This window comes from Streptococcus sp. GS001, assembly GCF_021595565.1.
Classification (GTDB): Bacteria; Bacillota; Bacilli; order Lactobacillales; family Streptococcaceae; genus Streptococcus; species Streptococcus xiaochunlingii.
Genome location: NZ_JACSYJ010000002.1, coordinates 572,759 through 591,860 on the forward strand (window position 1 = coordinate 572,759; position 19,102 = coordinate 591,860).

At 42.3% G+C, this 19,102-nt stretch carries 13 protein-coding genes; all 13 read right to left on the reverse strand.

Annotated elements, in window-relative coordinates; genetic code table 11:
* Nucleotides 1–6: 6 nt before the first annotated feature.
* The 13 genes from H8S88_RS06370 to H8S88_RS06430 all read right to left on the reverse strand — a co-directional run bounded on the left by H8S88_RS06370 (nt 7) and on the right by H8S88_RS06430 (nt 19,094).
* Nucleotides 7–705, reverse strand: a complete 699-nt coding sequence (locus H8S88_RS06370; RefSeq protein WP_268927087.1) for a glucosaminidase domain-containing protein — start codon at nt 703–705, stop codon at nt 7–9.
* A gap of 146 nt (nt 706–851) precedes the next feature.
* Nucleotides 852–1,448: a ribosome biogenesis GTP-binding protein YihA/YsxC gene (gene yihA / locus H8S88_RS06375; protein WP_236128173.1), complete on the reverse strand. Its 597-nt coding sequence runs from the start codon at nt 1,446–1,448 to the stop codon at nt 852–854.
* A gap of 11 nt (nt 1,449–1,459) precedes the next feature.
* The gene (gene clpX, locus H8S88_RS06380; protein ID WP_236128174.1) at nt 1,460–2,692 is read right to left on the reverse strand and encodes an ATP-dependent Clp protease ATP-binding subunit ClpX; all 1,233 of its coding nucleotides are present in this window, start codon (nt 2,690–2,692) and stop codon (nt 1,460–1,462) included.
* 210 nt (nt 2,693–2,902) lie between these two features.
* Nucleotides 2,903–3,415, reverse strand: a complete 513-nt coding sequence (locus H8S88_RS06385; RefSeq protein WP_236128175.1) for a dihydrofolate reductase — start codon at nt 3,413–3,415, stop codon at nt 2,903–2,905.
* Nucleotides 3,416–3,564: 149 nt separating this feature from the next.
* The gene (locus tag H8S88_RS06390) at nt 3,565–11,205 is read right to left on the reverse strand and encodes a CshA/CshB family fibrillar adhesin-related protein (RefSeq protein WP_236128176.1); all 7,641 of its coding nucleotides are present in this window, start codon (nt 11,203–11,205) and stop codon (nt 3,565–3,567) included.
* 231 nt (nt 11,206–11,436) lie between these two features.
* On the reverse strand, nt 11,437–12,276 hold the full coding sequence (locus H8S88_RS06395) for a thymidylate synthase (RefSeq protein ID WP_048788867.1): 840 nt from the start codon (nt 12,274–12,276) through the stop codon (nt 11,437–11,439).
* Between the two features lie 94 nt (nt 12,277–12,370).
* The gene (locus tag H8S88_RS06400) at nt 12,371–13,330 is read right to left on the reverse strand and encodes an ROK family glucokinase (protein WP_195611672.1); all 960 of its coding nucleotides are present in this window, start codon (nt 13,328–13,330) and stop codon (nt 12,371–12,373) included.
* 134 nt (nt 13,331–13,464) lie between these two features.
* Nucleotides 13,465–13,995, reverse strand: a complete 531-nt coding sequence (locus tag H8S88_RS06405; protein WP_048788865.1) for a DUF308 domain-containing protein — start codon at nt 13,993–13,995, stop codon at nt 13,465–13,467.
* A gap of 10 nt (nt 13,996–14,005) precedes the next feature.
* Nucleotides 14,006–15,877: an ABC-F family ATP-binding cassette domain-containing protein gene (locus H8S88_RS06410; protein ID WP_236128177.1), complete on the reverse strand. Its 1,872-nt coding sequence runs from the start codon at nt 15,875–15,877 to the stop codon at nt 14,006–14,008.
* Nucleotides 15,874–17,094: a CCA tRNA nucleotidyltransferase gene (locus H8S88_RS06415; RefSeq protein WP_195611666.1), complete on the reverse strand. Its 1,221-nt coding sequence runs from the start codon at nt 17,092–17,094 to the stop codon at nt 15,874–15,876. The genes H8S88_RS06410 and H8S88_RS06415 overlap by 4 nt, the downstream gene beginning before the upstream one ends.
* Nucleotides 17,091–17,858, reverse strand: a complete 768-nt coding sequence (dapB, locus tag H8S88_RS06420; protein WP_129822029.1) for a 4-hydroxy-tetrahydrodipicolinate reductase — start codon at nt 17,856–17,858, stop codon at nt 17,091–17,093. The genes H8S88_RS06415 and dapB overlap by 4 nt, the downstream gene beginning before the upstream one ends.
* Nucleotides 17,859–17,867: 9 nt before the next feature.
* Nucleotides 17,868–18,716, reverse strand: coding sequence for a DegV family protein (locus tag H8S88_RS06425; protein WP_129822028.1), 849 nt, complete (start codon nt 18,714–18,716; stop codon nt 17,868–17,870).
* Between the two features lie 3 nt (nt 18,717–18,719).
* Complete coding sequence (locus H8S88_RS06430) at nt 18,720–19,094, reverse strand: DUF1149 family protein (protein WP_006596301.1); 375 nt, start codon at nt 19,092–19,094, stop codon at nt 18,720–18,722.
* Nucleotides 19,095–19,102: the final 8 nt, after the last annotated feature.

Here is a 19,102-nt window from a genome sequence, read left to right on the forward strand (position 1 = left end):
CATATCTTACAAGAAACGATTTGCCCATGCGATATCCAAGTTCAAGATTTCTTGAGTTGTATATTGTTGGCGATAAGGGTTGTAGACCGTACCTTCATAACCTCCATATACACTTGGTGAATCATACTGAGTAAGGTTGTAAGTTTCGATAATATGGTTCAATTTTGCATAGTAACTTGTATCAGTAGCATAGACACCCGTTAAGGCAGATGTAGCATCCTGATAGCTACTTGTATTACTCTTCCAAGCTCCAGCAAAGTGACCTTGTTTTAAAACTGCTACATAGTCTTGTAATGATTCATAGTAGCTAGGATATGAACGGAAAGCATCGTTGATGGTATAGGCATTTCCATTACCGTCATCTTCCCACGTCTGCATCACAGTTGATTGACCAGCATAACTACCTTTAATACCAAAGAGGTTATAGTGTGGATAAGATGACAAACCAGATTGACCAGCTCCGCTTTCTAAGATAGCTTGAGCAATCATAACAGAAGCATAAAGATCATTTTCTTGACCAAGCTGACGAGCAGATTCACCGATTTGTGAGATAAAAGTTTCTGTTGGATCTGCGTATTGAGTATAAGCACCATCATTAGCATCAACTTTCCCTACATGCTCACTCATAGCTGCCGCTACTGTTCCTGCAGCTACTAGAGCCACTAAGGATCCAATTAATTTCGATTTATTTAGTATTTTTTTCAATGTGATAATCTCCTAATGTTTTAATGAAAACTCTTTAAGATGATTATAGCACAGAAAAGCATTAAATTGTTGAGCTCAATATTACATTTTAATTACAATATCGAGATAAATCAAATAAATAAATAACAGGTTAGTAATAATACGATTTATTCCGAAAGACTATAGTCAAAAATTGCATCCCAAGCTTCTTCTACTCCTGTCTTATTAACGGATGAGAAGATGATAAAGGTATCTGTTTTATCAAAATCCAATTTCTTCTTGATCATAGATTCATGCTTGTTCCATTTTCCTCTTGGAATTTTATCGGCTTTGGTTGCAACCAAGATAACTGGAATCTCGTAATATTTTAAAAACTCGTACATTTGGACATCATCAGCTGAGGGTTCATGACGAAGATCAACCAGGCTGACAACAGCTCTTAAATTCTCTCTTGATGTCAGATATTCTTCGATCATCTTTCCCCATTTCTCACGTTCTTTTTTAGAGACACGAGCATATCCATAGCCAGGTACATCGACAAAGCGTAATTTATCATCGATATTGAAGAAGTTTAATAACTGTGTTTTCCCTGGTTTTCCAGACGTACGGGCCAAATTCTTGCGATTTAGCATGGTATTAATAAAAGAAGACTTGCCGACATTTGATCGACCGGCAAGTGCAACTTCTGGGATATCATCTTGAGGATAATGGCTTTTATTGGTAGCGCTCAAGAGAATATCCGCATTATGAGTATTTACTTTCATAGAATTTCTTTCTAGGCAGTTTCTAAAATTGGTTTTTCAGTTCCGTTAACTGCTTCTTTGGTGATTCGAACCAATTTGACATCTTCTTGACTTGGAACTTCAAACATCACATCCAACATAGTTTCTTCGATGATGGAGCGTAATCCACGAGCACCTGTTTTGCGTTCAATAGCTTTGCTTGCAATTTCTTCAAGTGCTTCGTCATCAAATTCCAATTCTACGTCGTCAAAGGATAAGAGAGCTTGGTATTGTTTCACCAAGGCGTTTTTTGGTTCTTTCAAAATACGAACCAAGTCATCCACTGTCAATTGCTCTAATGCAGCAAGAACTGGAAGCCGACCGATTAACTCAGGGATAATACCGAATTTTTGGATATCTTCTGCAATGATTTCTTGCATATAAGAGCTTGATTCATCGATGGATTTGTTGTTTTGACCAAATCCAATGATCTTCTCACCTAAACGTTGCTTCACGATTTCTTCAATCCCATCAAAGGCTCCACCGACGATGAAGAGGATGTTCTTGGTATCGACTTGGATCATTTCTTGTTGTGGGTGCTTGCGTCCGCCTTGAGGTGGCACACTGGCTACAGTTCCTTCAATGATCTTCAAGAGAGCCTGTTGAACCCCTTCACCAGAAACATCGCGGGTGATAGAGACGTTCTCACTCTTCTTAGCAATCTTATCGATTTCATCAACATAGATGATGCCACGTTCTGCACGCTCAATATTGAAGTCAGCTGCTTGCAAGAGCTTCAGAAGGATGTTTTCAACGTCTTCTCCGACATAACCTGCTTCTGTCAAGGCTGTCGCATCCGCAATGGCAAATGGAACATTCAAGCTCTTAGCAAGAGTTTGAGCCAAGAAAGTTTTTCCTGAACCTGTAGGCCCCACCATCAAAATGTTTGATTTTTGGAGATCCACATCATTGTCTTCTTCACGATTTTCGTGGAAGTTAATCCGTTTGTAGTGATTATATACCGCTACTGCGAGGGCTCGTTTAGCACGATCCTGACCGATGACATAGTGGTTAAGGATATTGAGTAGTTCGATTGGTTTTGGAACCTCTGAAAGGTCTGCCAAGACTTCCTCAGCTAGTTCTTCACGAATGATTTCTTGAGCTAACTCAACACATTCATTACAGATAAAGGCGTTGTTCCCTGCGATAATCTTCTGTACTTCGTCTTGGTTCTTACCACAAAACGAACAATAAACCATCATATCATTTGATTGATTTGTAGGCATTTTCTTCTCCCGATTCTAAAGTCTGTTTGTAATTTATTTTAAAAAAGTCATATAAAAGGCGTGAATCGAATTCACAAGATTGGTAAAGGCATTTAGCAAAAATAGAATGGCTAATCCATAGCGCTTTTTCCGAAGGGCCTGAGAAGCACATACTAGGCAAATCACGCATAAAACCGCTGTAAAAAAGCCAAAGATACTACGTTCCATGAACTAGTCTTCCTTTCTTTCAAAATGTCTAATGGTAAAGTCATAAGGGTTTTTTTCGTCTTTTTCGATCGTCCGCTCGTCCAGTAACTGGAACTGATCCCAATGGAAGTCTACTGGGAAATACGTATCTCCTTCTAATTGGGCATCGATGACAGTCTGGTAAAGCTCCTCTAGATAAGGCTCGAAAAGGCGAATCACCTTCTCCCCACCGATAATAAAGAGTGACTGATCCTGATCCTTATACCAGTCTAAAACATCCTCTACCGAGGTTTTTAACAAAACTCTTTCATTCTCTACATCATACATGTCATCTCTAGAGAGAATGATATTGGTCCGATTTGTCAGGACGCGTTTGTTTAATCCTTCGTAGGTAACTCTCCCCATAAGGATCGCGTGGCCCGTTGTCGTTTGTTTAAAGTGCTGCAATTCAGCTGGTAAATGCCAAGGCATGACCTGATCCTTACCAATCACTCCATTCTTTGTCTGAGCCCAAATACCAATTACTTTCTTACTCATTCTTACATCCTTTACACTGATACTTCTATTTTATCAAATTTTTTTAGAAAAGACTGTTTCCAACTATTGCTTCCTTGAGCAAAACTTCCTATTTTTTCCGTCAAAAAAACCGCGATTTCTCGCGGTTTTAATGAGGCAAATCCTAGATCTTAGTCTTCTTTTTTGCGTTTAGCAAGTCCAAATAATGAGAGACCTGTTAAAGCACTTAGAAGAGCAAGACCTGTTTTAGAAGTTTCCTCAGTACCAGTTTCAGGAAGAACTGCTGTTTCATCAGAAGGATTGATGAATTTAATTTCCTTAGTTTCTGGAACTGGTTTTGGATCTGGTGTTGGCACTGGATCTGGCGTCGGTACTGGATTTGGTGTTGGCACTGGATCTGGTGTTGGAACTGGATCTGGTGTTGGCACTGGATCTGGTGTTGGAACTGGATCTGGCGTTGGCACTTTCTCATAAACGTGCTCTGTATCACCATTTGGAAGTTTCTTAGTCTCTACGAAGCGGTAGCCTGGAATATCTCTCTTAGGATTTTCACCATCCTCGATTGGATAACCTGGAATCTCGTTACCTTCCTTATCCTTATGATTAGTTTTCACTTTCTCATAAACATGTTCTGTGTCACCATTTGGAAGCTTCTTACTCTCTATGAAGCGGTAGCCTGGAATATCTTTCTTAGGTTGTTCATTGTCTTCAGTTGGATATCCCGGAATTGCTTTACCTTCTTTGTCTACAAATGTAGTAACAGGAAGTACAGTTGGTGTGTACGTTGCAGAAGCTTTTGTTCCATTCATATCTTCACGGACAACAGTTACAGATGGTGCTTTTCCAGTAAATTCTGGTTCAGGTTTAAAGGTTACAGTTCCGTCAGGAGCTACTGTATACGTACCAACACCTGGAATTGTCTTCGTTGTTGAACCATCGTCAAATGTAGCCGGAACGGCATCGTTCATTGGAACAATTGGATCACCTTCCTTGAAGTTTGGCTTACCAGATTGTTCTTGACCTTTAGGGCCAATAGTTGTGGCTGGTTCACCTGTTGGTGTTACTGGAGTTACAGTTGGTGTGTATTTAGCTGTTACTGGTGTACCGTTCTTATCTACACGTTTAACAGTCACGCCTGTTCCTGTTCCTGTGAATGATTTTTCTGGTACGAAAGTGACTGTTCCATCTGGGGCTACTGTGTAAGTACCTTCTCCTGGAATTGTCTTCGTTGTTGAGCCATCTTCGAATGTAGCTGGCGTATCATCATCCATTGGAATGTTTGGATTGCCTTCTGTAAACTTAGGCTTACCTGTTTGGGTTTGACCTTGTTTATCTGTTGAAGTTACATCCTCTGCTGTTGGAACAACTGGAGTAATCTTAGGTGTGTATGTTGTTTCAGCTGGGGTACCGTTGGCATCCTTAGCTTGAACCTTAACTGAAACGACATCACCTGAATAGGTCTTATCTGTTGGGGTGAAGGTTACAACACCTGTTGCTTTATCAACTGTGAATGTACCGATAACCTTGCCGTCTGGTGACTTAGCATCTACTGAAGCTGCTGGTTGACCATTTTCGTCAAGAAGGGTAATCGTATCCTTGTCGATTGGCGCAACTGGATCACCTTCTGTGAAGGTTACTGTTCCAGTTTGAACTACACCTTGAGGAGCTACTGATTCAGCAGGTGACGCTGTTGGTGTTACTGGTGTTACGGTTGGTGTGTATTTACCTGTTACTGGTGTACCATTCTTATCCACACGCTTAACTGTTACACCTGTTCCTGTTCCTGTGAATGACTTCTCTGGCACGAAGGTTACACTTCCATCTGGGGCTACTGTGTAAGTACCCTCACCTGGAATTGTCTTCGTTGTTGAACCTTCTTCGAATGTAGCTGGTGTATCATCATCCATTGGAACTACTGGATCACCTTCTATAAACTTAGGCTTACCTGTTTGTGTTTGGCCCTGTTTATCAATTGAAGTCACTTCTTCAGCTGTTGGTGTTACCGGTGTTACGGTTGGTGTGTATTTAGCTGTAACTGGTGTACCATTCTTATCTACACGCTTAACTGTTACACCTGTTCCTGTTCCGATGAATGATTTTTCTGGTACAAAGGTTACACTTCCATCTGGGGCTACTGTGTAAGTACCTTCACCTGGAATTGTCTTCGTTGTTGAGCCATCTTCGAATGTAGCTGGCGTATCATCATCCATTGGAATGTTTGGATTGCCTTCTGTAAACTTAGGCTTACCTGTTTGGGTTTGGCCTTGTTTATCTGTTGAAGTTACATCCTCTGCTGTTGGAACGACTGGAGTAATCTTAGGTGTGTATGTTGTTTCAGCTGGTGTACCGTTGGCATCCTTTGCTTGAACCTTAACTGCAATGACTTCACCTGAGTATGTCTTATCAGTTGGTGTGAAGGTTACAACACCTGTTGCTTTATCAACCGTGAATGTACCGATAACCTTGCCGTCTGGTGACTTAGCATCTACTGAAGCTGCTGGTTGACCATTTTCATCAAGGAGGGTAATCGTATCCTTGTCGATTGGCGCAACTGGATCACCTTCTGTGAAGGTAACAGTACCAGTTTGAACAACACCTTGAGGTGCCACTGATTCAGCAGGTGTCGCTGTCGGTGTTACAGGAGTTACTGTTGGTGTGTACTTACCTGTTACTGGTGTACCATTCTTATCTACACGTTTCACAGTTACGCCTGTTCCTGCTCCTGTGAATGATTTTTCTGGAACAAATGTAACAGTTCCATCTGGAGCTACTGTGTAGGTTCCTTCACCTGGGATAGTCTTAGTTGTTGAACCATCTTCAAAGGTTGCAGGTGTATCATCATCCATTGGAACTACTGGATCACCTTCTGTAAACTTAGGCTTACCTGTTTGGGTTTGACCTTGTTTATCTGTTGAAGTTACATCCTCTGCTGTTGGAACAACTGGAGTAATCTTAGGTGTGTATGTTGTTTCAGCTGGGGTACCGTTGGCATCCTTCGCTTGAACCTTAACGGCAACGACTTCACCTGAGTATGTCTTATCTGTTGGGGTGAAGGTCACAACACCTGTTGCTTTATCAACTGTAAATGTACCGATAACCTTACCGTCTGGTGACTTAGCATTTACTGAAGCTGCTGGTTGACCATTTTCATCAAGAAGAGTAATGGTATTCTTGTCGATTGGCGCAACTGGATCACCTTCTGTGAAAGTAACAGTACCAGTTTGAACTACACCTTGAGGAGCTACTGATTCAGCTGGAGCTGCTGTAGGAGTTACTGGTGTTACTGTTGGTGTGTACTTACCTGTTACTGGTGTACCATTCTTATCTACACGTTTCACAGTCACGCCTGTTCCTGTTCCTGTGAATGACTTCTCTGGTACGAAGGTTACACTTCCATCTGGGGCTACTGTGTAGGTTCCTTCACCAGGAATTGTTTTCGTTGTTGAGCCATCTTCGAATGTAGCTGGCGTATCATCATCCATTGGAATGTTTGGATTGCCTTCTGTAAACTTAGGTTTACCTGTTTGGGTTTGGCCTTGTTTGTCTTTTGAAGTTACATCTTCTGCTGTTGGAACAACCGGAGTAATCTTAGGTGTGTATGTTGTTTCAGCTGGGGTACCGTTGGCATCCTTCGCTTGAACCTTAACGGCAACAACATCACCTGAATAAGTCTTATCTGTTGGGGTGAAGGTTACAACACCTGTTGCTTTATCAACTGTGAATGTACCGATAACCTTGCCATCTGGTGACTTAGCATCTACTGAAGCTGCTGGTTGACCATTTTCATCAAGAAGGGTAATCGTATCCTTGTCGATTGGCGCAACTGGATCACCTTCTGTGAAAGTAACTGTACCAGTTTGAACTACACCTTGAGGGGCTACTGATTCAGCAGGTGACGCTGTTGGTGTCACAGGTGTTACGGTTGGCGTGTAAGTTGCAGAAGCTTTTGTTCCGTTCATGTCTTCACGAACTACAGTTACTGCAGGTGCTTTACCAACAAATGATTTTTCTGGTACAAATGTAACTGTTCCATCTGGAGCTACTGTGTAAGTACCTACTCCTTCAACCTTCTTACTTGTAGTTCCATCATCAAATTTAGCCGGAACAGCTTCGTTAATGGCTACAGTCTTTTCAACACCATCAATTTCAGCAGTACCACCTTTAAATTCTGGTTTACCTTTTTGAGTCGCACCTTGAACATTTATAGTTTCTGCTGGTGTTGCGGTTGGGGTTACTGGAACGATTTCTGGTGTGTAAGTTGTATCCACCTTGATACCGTTTGAACTTTCAGCTTGAACCTTAGCTGGGGTTACTTTACCAGTGTATGATTTGTCTGTTGGTGTGAAGGTTACTTGCCCTGTTACTGGATCAATAGAGAAAGTACCAATTTCAGTTGTACCATCTTCAGCAAAGGCTGGTGTGCTTGAAACTTCGTTACCATCTTTATCTAGCAATGTGTAGCTATTGTCTTTAATGGTAATAGCTTTATCTTCACCATTTACTTGAACAGTAGTTCCTGCAAAGGTTGGTGTCCCTATTTGTGTTGCACCTTGGATATCTTTAGAAGTTGCAGGGTTTGCAGTTGGAACTGCTGGCACAACAGTTGGTGTGTAGGTCGCATCTGAAGTAATGGTTGCAGTCTTACCATTAGCATTTGTAATAGTAGCAGTTGCCTGAACAGTTACGCCTTTTGCAGTACCAACAAAGTCTTTTTCTGGCGCAAATGTTACTGCTCCAGTCGTTGGGTCGATAGTATAGCTACCTTCACCTGCTACTGTCACTGTTGTTTCATCAGTTGGTTGACCAGTTGCGGGATCCACCAATTTCTTTCTTGTGATTTCAGCAGTCTTGTCGTTGCTCAACTCAAATGTAGGAGTTTGTGTTTGAGGAACGTTTTGAACATCCACAGAAACCTTGTCTGTAGGAGTCACTGTGATTGGAGTAACCGTTGGTGTGTATTTAGCTGTAGCAGTCTTGATGTACTCCTGTTGGATCTTACCATCTTTGTTTCGACCAACTGGCGCTGACAATGTAACATCCACACCTTTAGCTGTACCAGTAAAGCTTGGTTCTGGAGTGAAGGTTACTTCACCTGTTGAAGGATTGATCGTGTATGTCCCTTCCCCTTCAACTGTTACAGATGGCTCATCAATCGTGCGACCTGTAGCTGGATCTACCAACTTAGCAGGATATTCTGCACTTGGAGTGATTGCAATCTTGTCACCATTTGAGTTAGTCGCAGTTGTGTTAAAGGTCGGTGTTTCTTTTTGAGTTGCACCTTGAATATCTTTAGAAGTCTTGTCAACCCCTTCAATGTCAATCGGTGTTACAGTAGGAACATATTGACCATCCATAGTATTTAATTGGCCATTCACATTAGGCTCGCTGTCTGGGAATTTTGTTGACCAACCAGTATCATAGCCATTATTATCTGAACGACGGATAGAGATACCATCAGCTGTTCCTAGGAAGTTATCTTCTGGGATAAACTCAACGTCTACATCTTTGCCCTTAGCAGTAATCTTGTATTTACCTTGTCCTTGAACGACGTAGTAACCGTCTGCGTCAAGGGTTGCGCGGTTGCCATCTTTGTCAACGATGTATGGTTCTACAGTTTCATCAATAACAGCATTAGAATCACGTTCAAACTTGTGTTCTCCACGTGCTGTAAAGGCAACAGTTGCTGATTGTTTCGTACCTTGAGGGCCACTTGTTTCCTTAAATTCTCCTTTTGGTGGGTGGGTGATTTGAGTCTTGAAGTCTTCTACTTCACCTGAGAAGGCCATGCCAGTTGGGCTTTCGATCTCGTTCGCTTTCTTAGCGATACGAACACGAGCACCTAACTCTTTAACGCTTGGGTCGACGTAAGTCTTGCTGTTTGCAAAGGTCAACTCAACAGTACCATCTTGTGTGATTGTAGCGAGATTTGAGCGTTCATCTTCATCGAATTTACCATTTTGGTTAAAGTCTACCCAACCATAGATATGTGCTTCTGAAGCTCCATCCGTATGAGCTTGAATTGACATCTTGTAGTTACCTGGTTTGGTACGGTCCATTTGGATCATCTCATTGGTTGTCCCTTTGAGTTCCTCTGGAAGCAATTGGTTAATTCCTTCATCGGCCGTAGTTGCCTTATCATCACCGAACCAGTCTTGAGTGGTGTTCTCATCCATATCTGGGCTCACGTTACCAATGTACGGTTGATTTACTTTAGCTCCAGTAACACCGTCTACAGTTGCAATGGTATGGACTGCCTTACCATATGACTCAGGAGCATCCCCTTCATCAAGTGGGAAGAATCCTAGCATTGCTGACTGTTTACCAGCTGAAGCGATATAAAGTCCCACTTCAGATGCTCCACGTGTCATAACGAGTGGAACTGTTCTATTTCCTTCAGAAATGTTTGGTCCAAAGATACCGGTTCCTAGACCACCTGTAACTTGGTCAGGATTTCCAAAGTACTTCCATGCTACTGGTTTCTTATCTGGTCCAGCTTGAGTAGAATTATCACGAAGTTGTCTTAGGTTAATGTTATTATATTTAGGTTTAGAACCAAAAAGATTCTCTGTATCTTGTGGTTCATAAGGAACAGAGGTAGCTGGTCTAGTAGTTTTCTTCCATTCCCCAATGTGCTGCCAACCTTGTCCGTTGGTAGTAAACATAACAAATTCACCAGGGTTAGCAGACTCACCATCAGCCATAACAATAGCTGGCTTAACTTTCTTTCCACGGAAGGTTGCAGAGATTTCAAACTGAATTCCAATATTCCCACCATTATATGCAGAACTCATGGTCGTCTTTTTGGCTTTCGTATCAACGTTTTCATGTTTGATTTCAGTCCAACGGTTTTGGGCATCAGCGATAACGTCGGCTTCTTTGCCATCAGCAAAATATTGCCTAGCAATTGGTGAAGTAACACCCTTTACATATCCATTTTTTGCATTTGGATCATAGGTCGCTTTTTCAGCTTCTGTAGCCCCTTGTTCTTCCATCCGTTTTTTATAGATTTCAGTTGCTTGGAATGGTTTCAAAGATTTGACTTTTACAGTAACTACATAACCAGGCATGATTTCCTTGGTATAGGTTGCCCCAACTTGAAGAGCTAAGGCCTCTTCTAGTTCATTTGGTTTAACTTCCTTTTTAGCGACTTGGATTGTTTTTGCTCCTGTCCAGTTAGCTACATCTCCAAAGTCCAACCAAGAGATTTGGCTAGTCATAGATTTAGCATCAAGATCTGTTGTAAAGCCAGGTTTTTCAACTTTTGGAGTTGAAGTTGCATCTTCAACATCATCCGCGATCAAGTTAGGATCGTTGGCGTCACCAAGAGCACGACGGCTACGACGGCGAACATCCGAGGTTGCTACTGGAACAGCTGGTGTTTCTGGCGCAGGTGCTACTACAGCTGCAGAAACTGTTTCTTTATTATCAGTTGCTGTTCCTTCTGTCCCTTTGTTACTTGGGTTTGTTGATCCTTCTGCCACTGCAGGAGTTGCTACTGGAGCCTTTTCTTCAACAGGAGCTGTTGTAGTTGGGGCTGTTTCTGGTGCAGTTACAGGAGCTTCAGCTTGGTATGTTGTAGCTGAAGTTGAAACTTCACTAGTTGTTGAAACGGGTGCTTCCGTTGTAATCGCAGGTTGGCCTGCTTCTTCTTTCGTTGCAACCCCTACTTGGTTCTCTGCGTTTTCATCAGCTGCGACGCTTGAAGCTGTCCCAACCATCACTAGCGTCCCTAAAAGAACCGAGCATACTCCGACATTCAATTTTCGAATTGAAAATCTACTAATACGATCATTGAATAAATCCTTACTCACTTAAATTCCTCCAAAAATTTTAAAACTTATATTTATATTTTACGGCTAATGCCTAACCTTATTAATTCTACCAAATTAATTTAACTATTCAAAATACAATGTCTCAAAAATTGATCAATTTTTTAAAATTTGACGATATTACTAATCATTAAATTTAAAAAATAGGAAGTACGAATCATTATTTAAAAAATAACAAACGGTCTTCCTATTTTTGTCAACTAACAATAATCTCTATATAGCTAAATCAAACTTCAACTGAGGTTTGACAGGATCATAATCCTCTAGTACAAAATCTTCAGGTTTGATAGCAAAGAAATCTGTACCATCTGGCACATTCAAAACCAAACGAGGCTTGCAATCAGAAGGCTCACGCCGAAGCAATTCCTCCGCCTGTTCGAATTGGTTATCATAGATGTGCAGGTTGTTAATAAAGTAAAAGAACTTGCCAACCTTCCAGCCAAAGTGCTTGGCAATCATCATTTGAAGAGCTACGTATTGCATGGCATTGATATGGTGCGCCACCAACATATCATTGGAACGTTGGGTCAAGGTCGCATCCAGATAGATTTCCCCATCTATACGGCGCACATCAAACATGGTTTGAAAAGCACAAGGTAAGAGCCCTTCGCTCTCCTCAAAGGCTTGGTAGTCCCATAGAGAAATGATATTGCGACGATTCCAGGGATTGGCTTCCAACTGTTTGAGAATTTTGTTGATGATGTCGTGCTTTTTAACGACAGCACCATAACGCTCTCCAATCGTTCCCGTGTCTCCCACTTCCCAATCATTCCAGTAACGGACCTGATACTTATCATTTAGGAGTTCCAGACTATTGGACTGGTCCTGGTAGATCCAGAGCATTTCCTTGATGGCTGACTTGATGGCGATAGGACGAAGGGTCGTAATAGGGAACTCGCCCTTGGCCAGATCAAACTCCATAAAAGCTCCCGTGATGTACTTGGAATTGGCAGTTGTGCCATCCTTGTACTTGGGCCGAGCTTGCTCAGACCAGACGCCCTCTTCCATAATTCTTCGAATATTTTCTTTAAAAAGGATATCTGCTTTTGTCATTCAATCTCCTTAAATACTGTAATACCTACATTATAACACAGGATAAAAGAAAAGAGGTCCAAATGATTCGATTTGGATCTCTTTCAAATAAATTCTATTGTAGGACAAGTGATGCAGCACCAATCACACCTGCATCATTTCCAAGATTAGCAAGCACCAGTTGGGTCGATGTACGAACTTGTGGGAAGGTATTTTCATCAAAGACCTTTTGAACTCCATCCAAGAGGAATTGACCGGCTGCTGATACACCACCACCAATGACGATGTTGGCTGGGTTCAAGACACTAGCGATGTTGGCACAAGCAATACCCAAGTATTGAGAGAAATGACGGTAGACAATCAAGGCCAACTCATCTCCATCTTTAGCAAGATCAAAGACTGTCTTAGCTGTAACTTCTTCGCCATCATCAATGAGACGTTTCAAGGTCGCATCTCCTGCATATTCATCTGCATAGCGACGAGTCAAATTGACAATCCCGGTTGCTGAGGCTACTGTCTCCAAACAGCCTTTCTTACCACAAGTACAATCAAATGGACGATCGAAGTCTACTGTGATATGACCAAGCTCACCAGCTACACCACCAGCACCGTGCAAGAGTTTTCCTTCCGCAACGATACCGCCACCAACACCAGTTCCAAGTGTCATGAAGACGACATCTGGTTGGTTTTCGCCAGCACCTTTCCAGCGTTCCCCAAGGGCAGCTGCGTTGGCATCATTATCGATGAAGAAAGGAATTCCCAAGGCAGACTCAATATCTTTCTTGATCGGCTGTACGGTTTTCCAGTTGAGGTTGTATGCTCCAACGACAGTTCCTTCGAAGCGATCCACTGCACCAGGAGATCCCATCCCAATTCCAATAAAATCTTCTGCGGATAAGTTTAACAACTCCAAGTGGTGTTGAATGGAAGCGATGATATCAGGAACGATGTGGCTTCCTTCGTCAAGGATGTTGGTCTTGATAGACCACTTCTCTTGAATCTCTCCTTCTTGCGTCAAAATGGCAAATTTGACAGATGTTCCACCTAAGTCAATACCAATAATTTTTTTGGACATTTTATACTCCTTTGTTCCTATTCTCTTGACACTAGTATACCAAAATGTGAAAAGGGTTTCAATTATTTTTCAAGAATTCTCTCAATTTCATTTGCAAAAAAAGAACCTGTCTGCAAAAACACAGACAGATTTCTTTACTCTTCGTTATGAAGTTTTAAAAAGAGTCTCAAGGATTGAACGCCAATTATGAAAAAGAACAATCCCAAAATATGTAACAAGAAGATACTAATAGATAGAGGACTAACAATGAGAAACAATCCTGTAAACAATTGAATAAGCCCCCAAAAAGTAAACTTCTTGGATAATTCTTCAGATCGTTTGGAAAGATAGTGAGCCTTACGTAAACTCAAAGCAGACTTATATAAGAGCCAAATTCCAAGTGTAATCGGAAAGACAATCGGCAAGGTCTTGTAGCCATATAGTAAGAGATAGACTGCAAAGACTAGCGAGACCACGCTTTGAAATAAATAGGGATCCGACAAGGTCGCTTGAGTCCGTAGACGGTAGTAACGCGACAAACGCGAAACTGAAATCAAGAAAAAGCCCAGAGAAATCAACCAACTAAAGGTGGCAATTTTTTCGATTGGATTCACAAAGAGAATAAAACCAATACCACAAAATAAAAATGATGACAATAACAGACTGTATTTGCTAATATGATGCATTCTTCCTCCTTTAGTTTTCTGCCAACTCACTCAAGTACTCATACCGTTCATATTTGGCTAAGAGCCGCTCGTTTTCTTCATCCATCTGACGTTGGAGACTGGCCAACTTACCGAAGTCAGAACCATTCTCATTCATCTCAGCCTCGATGGTTGCAATCTTGTTTTCAATCTCTTCAATCTCACTTTCAATGGTCGCCCACTCCTGCTTTTCCTGGTAGCTCATTCGTTTCTTTTCTTCTCGGACTTTGACTACCTTTTCTTTTTCAGGCTTGCTACTTTCAGCAACCATTTCTAGCTCAAACTTTTTCTCATCTAGGTAATCCGTATAATTTCCGAAGAACTCACGAATGCTACCATTTTCAAAAGCTAGAATCTTAGAAGCAACCTTGTCTAGGAAATAACGGTCGTGACTAACCGTAATGACCGGACCGCCGAACCCTTGTAGGAAATTCTCTAACACTGTCAAGGTCGCGATATCCAAATCATTGGTCGGCTCGTCTAAAAGCAAGACATTTGGTTTTTCAATGAGAAGCTTCAAAAGATACAAGCGTTTCTTCTCACCACCAGATAGTTTCTCAATCAAGGTTCCGTGGGTCGAACGAGGGAAGAGAAATTGCTCCAACAATTCGGCAATTGATGTAGACCCTGCGCTGGTCTTGACTTCTTCCGCTACTTCCTGCAGAAAGTTGATCATTCGCTTACTTTCATCCAAGCCTTCGATCTGCTGCGAGAAGTAGGCAATCCGTACCGTTTCTCCGATAAGGACCTTCCCAGCAGTCGGTTGAAGTTTCCCAGCAATGAGGTTGAGCAAGGTTGACTTTCCAACACCATTATCTCCCACAATTCCAATCCGATCTTTGTTTTGAACCAATAGATTAAACTGCTGCAGAATCGGTCCCTGATCATAGGCGAAATCAACATCTTGAAATTCAATGACTTTTTTGCCGATACGACTGGTTTCAAAGGACATTTCCAGATCAGTTTCCGTCGTCTGATGAGATAGGTCCTTTTTGAGGTCGTGGAAACGATTGATCCGAGCCTGTTGCTTGGTAGCACGCGCCTGTGGTTGGCGACGCATCCAGGTCAATTCTTGTTTATAGAGTTGTTGCTTCTTGTGAAGAAGAGCTGCATCCCGTTCGTCCTGCTCAGCTTTTAAGCGGACATAATCCTGGTAGTTTCCTTGGTATTCGACTAGACCTGCACGGTCCAATTCGAAAATACGTGTTGAAATATTGTCCAAGAAATAACGGTCATGGGTGATGAAAAGAACAGTTTTTTTAGAGTTCTTCAAGAAATTGGTCAACCATTCGATGGTATCAATATCCAGATGGTTGGTCGGCTCATCTAACAGCAACAAATCAAGGTCTCCCAAGAGAACTTGTGCCAGCTGAACACGGCGACGCAGACCACCAGACAAACTCCGCACCTTAGCAGACAAATCATGAATCCCCAATTTGGTCAGGACTGTTTTGACTTGGCTTTCAATTTCCCAAGCATTGAGAGAGTCCATCTCCGCCATGACTTTTTCCAGTTTTGCTTGCTGACTCTCATCGTACTGGCTCGTCAACAACTCATACTGACGAATCAATTGAAGTTCCTTCACATCATCTGACAAGACTGTATCAAGGACAGTTTTGCTATCATCAAATTGAGGTTCTTGGGTCAGATAACCAATCTTATAATCATTCTTTGCAGAAAAAGGGGAACGATCTCCATCATAGCCTGCACGACCAGACAAAACATCTAAGAGAGTTGTTTTCCCTGTCCCATTGACCCCTATTAGTCCAATCCGATCCAGCTCATGAATGATAAAAGAAATATCTTTAAAGACCGTCTTATCCCCGACGGACTTGGTTAGTTTTTCAACAATAAAATCGCTCATGCTTCCCCCTTCTTGGCTTCAAGATAGTGGCTCAAAAAATCACCAATTGCTTGTTTGTCGTTCTCTAATTCGCCATCTACAATGGCCCATTCGATGGCAGAAAGCACTTGTCCTAGACCTGGACCTGGTTTTAAGCCGTATTCCTTCATCAACATCCCACCATTGACTACGATTTCGTGCTTATCATGGATAGCTAGAGAATCATACAATTCTTCGATGACTTGGAAATCTACGGGCAATCCATGAGCCTGACGTAGTTCTTCCGCTGACAAGAGAAGGCTACGGTCATAGCGATAGACATCCCGACGATTTAAACTAGCCTTTTCACGCAACCAGTAGATTTCAACCAACTGCTCCACCTTCTTAGCGAAGTCACGAGAGGTTTTCCATTTCTTGAAAAAAGCAGATACCTTATTCTCATCTAAGGTCAAGAGTAAGGCGGCCCAAGCTTGCTCAGAACTCGTAAAGGTATAGTCCATGGACAGCTGGAACAGTTTCTCTAGGGACGATTGGCTATTTTGTAAGAGAGGGAGGTACTGATAGCTTTGGCTAGCAATTACACCTTCTAAGCCCTTGCGCCAAAAAGGAGCTAAGAGGAGCTTATCCAACTCAATAAAGACTCGTTCGACAGAGATTTTCTCCAACAAAGGAGCGCAATCTGTCATGGCATTAAAGGTTGCTTCTTCTAGATCAAAACCAAGACTGGCCTGAAACCGAAAACCACGCATAATCCGAAGAGCATCCTCGTTGAAGCGTTCTGTCGCCACACCAACAGCTCTTAGAATCCGATTCTCCAAATCTTCCAGTCCATTGAAGAGATCAATGATTTCCCCTTCTTCACTCAAGGCAAAGGCATTGACGGTAAAATCGCGGCGCTTGAGATCTTCTTCTAAGGAACGGACAAAATTAACCGCACTAGGTCTTCGAAAGTCGACGTAGACATCCTCTGTTCGAAAAGTGGTAATTTCATATTCTTGATGATTCTCAAGAACTAAGACCGTCCCGTGTTCAATCCCGACATCAATGGTCCGCTCGAAAATAGCCTTGGTCTCTTCCGGGTAAGAGGAGGAGGCAATGTCTACATCGTGGATAGGACGACCTAAAATGGCATCCCGTACAGAGCCCCCGACAAAATAAGCTTCATATCCAGCTTTTCGAATCTTTTCTAATATTGGCAAAGCCTCCTGAAATTCAGAAGGCAGTTTTTTTAATCTCATAATAGATGTTCTAAACCATAGACAAGCTCATGACGCTTGACTACTTCTTTTACTCCTAGATTAACCCCTGTCATGAAGGACACCCGATCGTAGGAATCGTGGCGTAAGGTCAATCCTTCTCCTTGACTACCGAAAATCACTTCTTGATGGGCTACCAGACCAGGCAAACGAACCGAATGGATGTGCATGCCTTGGTAGTTAGCACCGCGAGCACCTGGAAGACTCTCTTCTTCATCTGGCGCTCCCTGCTCTTGTGGTTGACGGACCTGACTAATCAGCTCAGCTGTCTTCACAGCAGTCCCACTCGGTGCATCCTTCTTCTTATCATGATGCAACTCGATGATCTCTACATTCGGGAAATACTTAGCTGCCTGCGCTGCAAATTGCATGAGCAAGACTGCACCAATAGCAAAGTTTGGCGCGATGAGGCCTCCAAGATTCTTCTCACGAGACAATTCAATCAAATCAGTGATTTCTTCTGTTGTAAATCCAGTTGTCCCAACCACAGGCGCTAGTCCATGCTCCAAAGCAAAGCGGGTATGTTCATACGCCACTTTAGGGATGGTGAAGTCAATCCACACATCCGCATCCAGCGACAAAACCCCTTCTTTGTCATGAAAGACCGGAACACCCGCCAGCTCGTTTTCAGACGCATGGGGATCAACCAAGCCAACTAGTTCAAGCTCGGGGTCTTCTAACACCATGTGACAAGCCGCTTGGCCCATTCTCCCTTTAAAACCTGCAATCACTACTCTAATTGGCATGTTTTCTCCTTATACTTTCGGTACAAAACTGATAGCAACACTGTGATTTCCTAAGTGCGTACCAATGACACTGCCGAAGGTCGCAAATGGAATCTCACCAGCAAAACCGTTTTGATGAAGAATATCGCGAAGCGTTTCTGCTTTATCCAGTGCATTCCCATGGATGATAATGATCTGATAGTCTTTATCCGCAGTTCCTCCTTTGACAATCTCAGCTAAGCGTTTGATGGCTTTTTTCTCAGTCCGAACTTTCTCGTATACCTCAATCACGCCTTCCTCGTTAAAATAGAGGATGGGCTTGATGCTGAGGAGATTCCCTAGAATCGCCGCTCCATTGGAAAGACGCCCCCCTTTGACCAAGTGATTGAGATCATCAACCATGATGTAGGCAGAAGTCCCATCGATTTGTGTCTGGATGTTGGCTAGAATTTCATCAAAAGAACGGCCTTCATCAGCCCATTTAACAGCTTCTTCAGCCATCCACCCAAGAGGAGCGCTGGTAATCTTAGAATCTGGAAAAGCGATCGTAAAATTTGGGAATTCGTCTTTCATATACTGGATATTCTGATAGAAACCAGAAATACCAGAAGAAAGGAAAATCCCTAAAACATGGGTATAGCCTTTAGCCTCTAATTGCGACAAGAGTTCTTCTAATTCCGCGATACTAGGTTGACTCGTTTTCGGAAGCTCAGAGGAAGCTTCCATCTTTTGATAGAACTCTTCTGCTGTCAGGTTTTTACCTTCTACATAAGATACTCCATCAATGACAACTGGAATATCTAGGACAAATAAATTATCGTGTCCTCTTGATTCATCTGATAGATAGGCAGAAGAATCTGTGATGACTGCTAATTTCATGCATTAAAACTCCAAATTAATCCCTGGTAAATCAAGGGCGATTTCAGTTACCTCATAGGTCAAACGATTCAGCATATTCAAGCAAGGACGAGCTAGTTCTTCCACTTCTTCTTTGCTGAACTCACTTGGCTCGCTGACCAAACGATTGTGAATGTGGTTGATTTGGGTAATGGTCCCGCTGATGACAAAACCATCAAAGACAATCATATAGGTCAAAATAACGATTAAAGAGGTTGTCTTTAACTCTGTATCGCGTTGAATCAATTGAAAGTTGACGTCTACTTTGGTCTCGGGAGTTCCATTCTCTTTTTCCCATTCAAAGTTACGAGCATCATAATGATACTGGCTGACGAATTCTTTTTCACGTTGGATATCCATACTTGTTC

What these genes read in the sequence shown, in the direction of transcription:
- yihA (WP_236128173.1), bottom strand. Translation starts at nt 1,448, where the DNA reads ATGAAAGTAAATACTCATAATGCGGATATTCTCTTGAGCGCTACCAAT.
- clpX (WP_236128174.1), bottom strand. Translation starts at nt 2,692, where the DNA reads ATGCCTACAAATCAATCAAATGATATGATGGTTTATTGTTCGTTTTGT.
- H8S88_RS06385 (WP_236128175.1), bottom strand. Translation starts at nt 3,415, where the DNA reads ATGAGTAAGAAAGTAATTGGTATTTGGGCTCAGACAAAGAATGGAGTG.
- H8S88_RS06395 (WP_048788867.1), bottom strand. Translation starts at nt 12,276, where the DNA reads ATGACAAAAGCAGATATCCTTTTTAAAGAAAATATTCGAAGAATTATG.
- H8S88_RS06400 (WP_195611672.1), bottom strand. Translation starts at nt 13,330, where the DNA reads ATGTCCAAAAAAATTATTGGTATTGACTTAGGTGGAACATCTGTCAAA.
- H8S88_RS06405 (WP_048788865.1), bottom strand. Translation starts at nt 13,995, where the DNA reads ATGCATCATATTAGCAAATACAGTCTGTTATTGTCATCATTTTTATTT.
- H8S88_RS06410 (WP_236128177.1), bottom strand. Translation starts at nt 15,877, where the DNA reads ATGAGCGATTTTATTGTTGAAAAACTAACCAAGTCCGTCGGGGATAAG.
- H8S88_RS06415 (WP_195611666.1), bottom strand. Translation starts at nt 17,094, where the DNA reads ATGAGATTAAAAAAACTGCCTTCTGAATTTCAGGAGGCTTTGCCAATA.
- dapB (WP_129822029.1), bottom strand. Translation starts at nt 17,858, where the DNA reads ATGCCAATTAGAGTAGTGATTGCAGGTTTTAAAGGGAGAATGGGCCAA.
- H8S88_RS06425 (WP_129822028.1), bottom strand. Translation starts at nt 18,716, where the DNA reads ATGAAATTAGCAGTCATCACAGATTCTTCTGCCTATCTATCAGATGAA.
- H8S88_RS06430 (WP_006596301.1), bottom strand. Translation starts at nt 19,094, where the DNA reads ATGGATATCCAACGTGAAAAAGAATTCGTCAGCCAGTATCATTATGAT.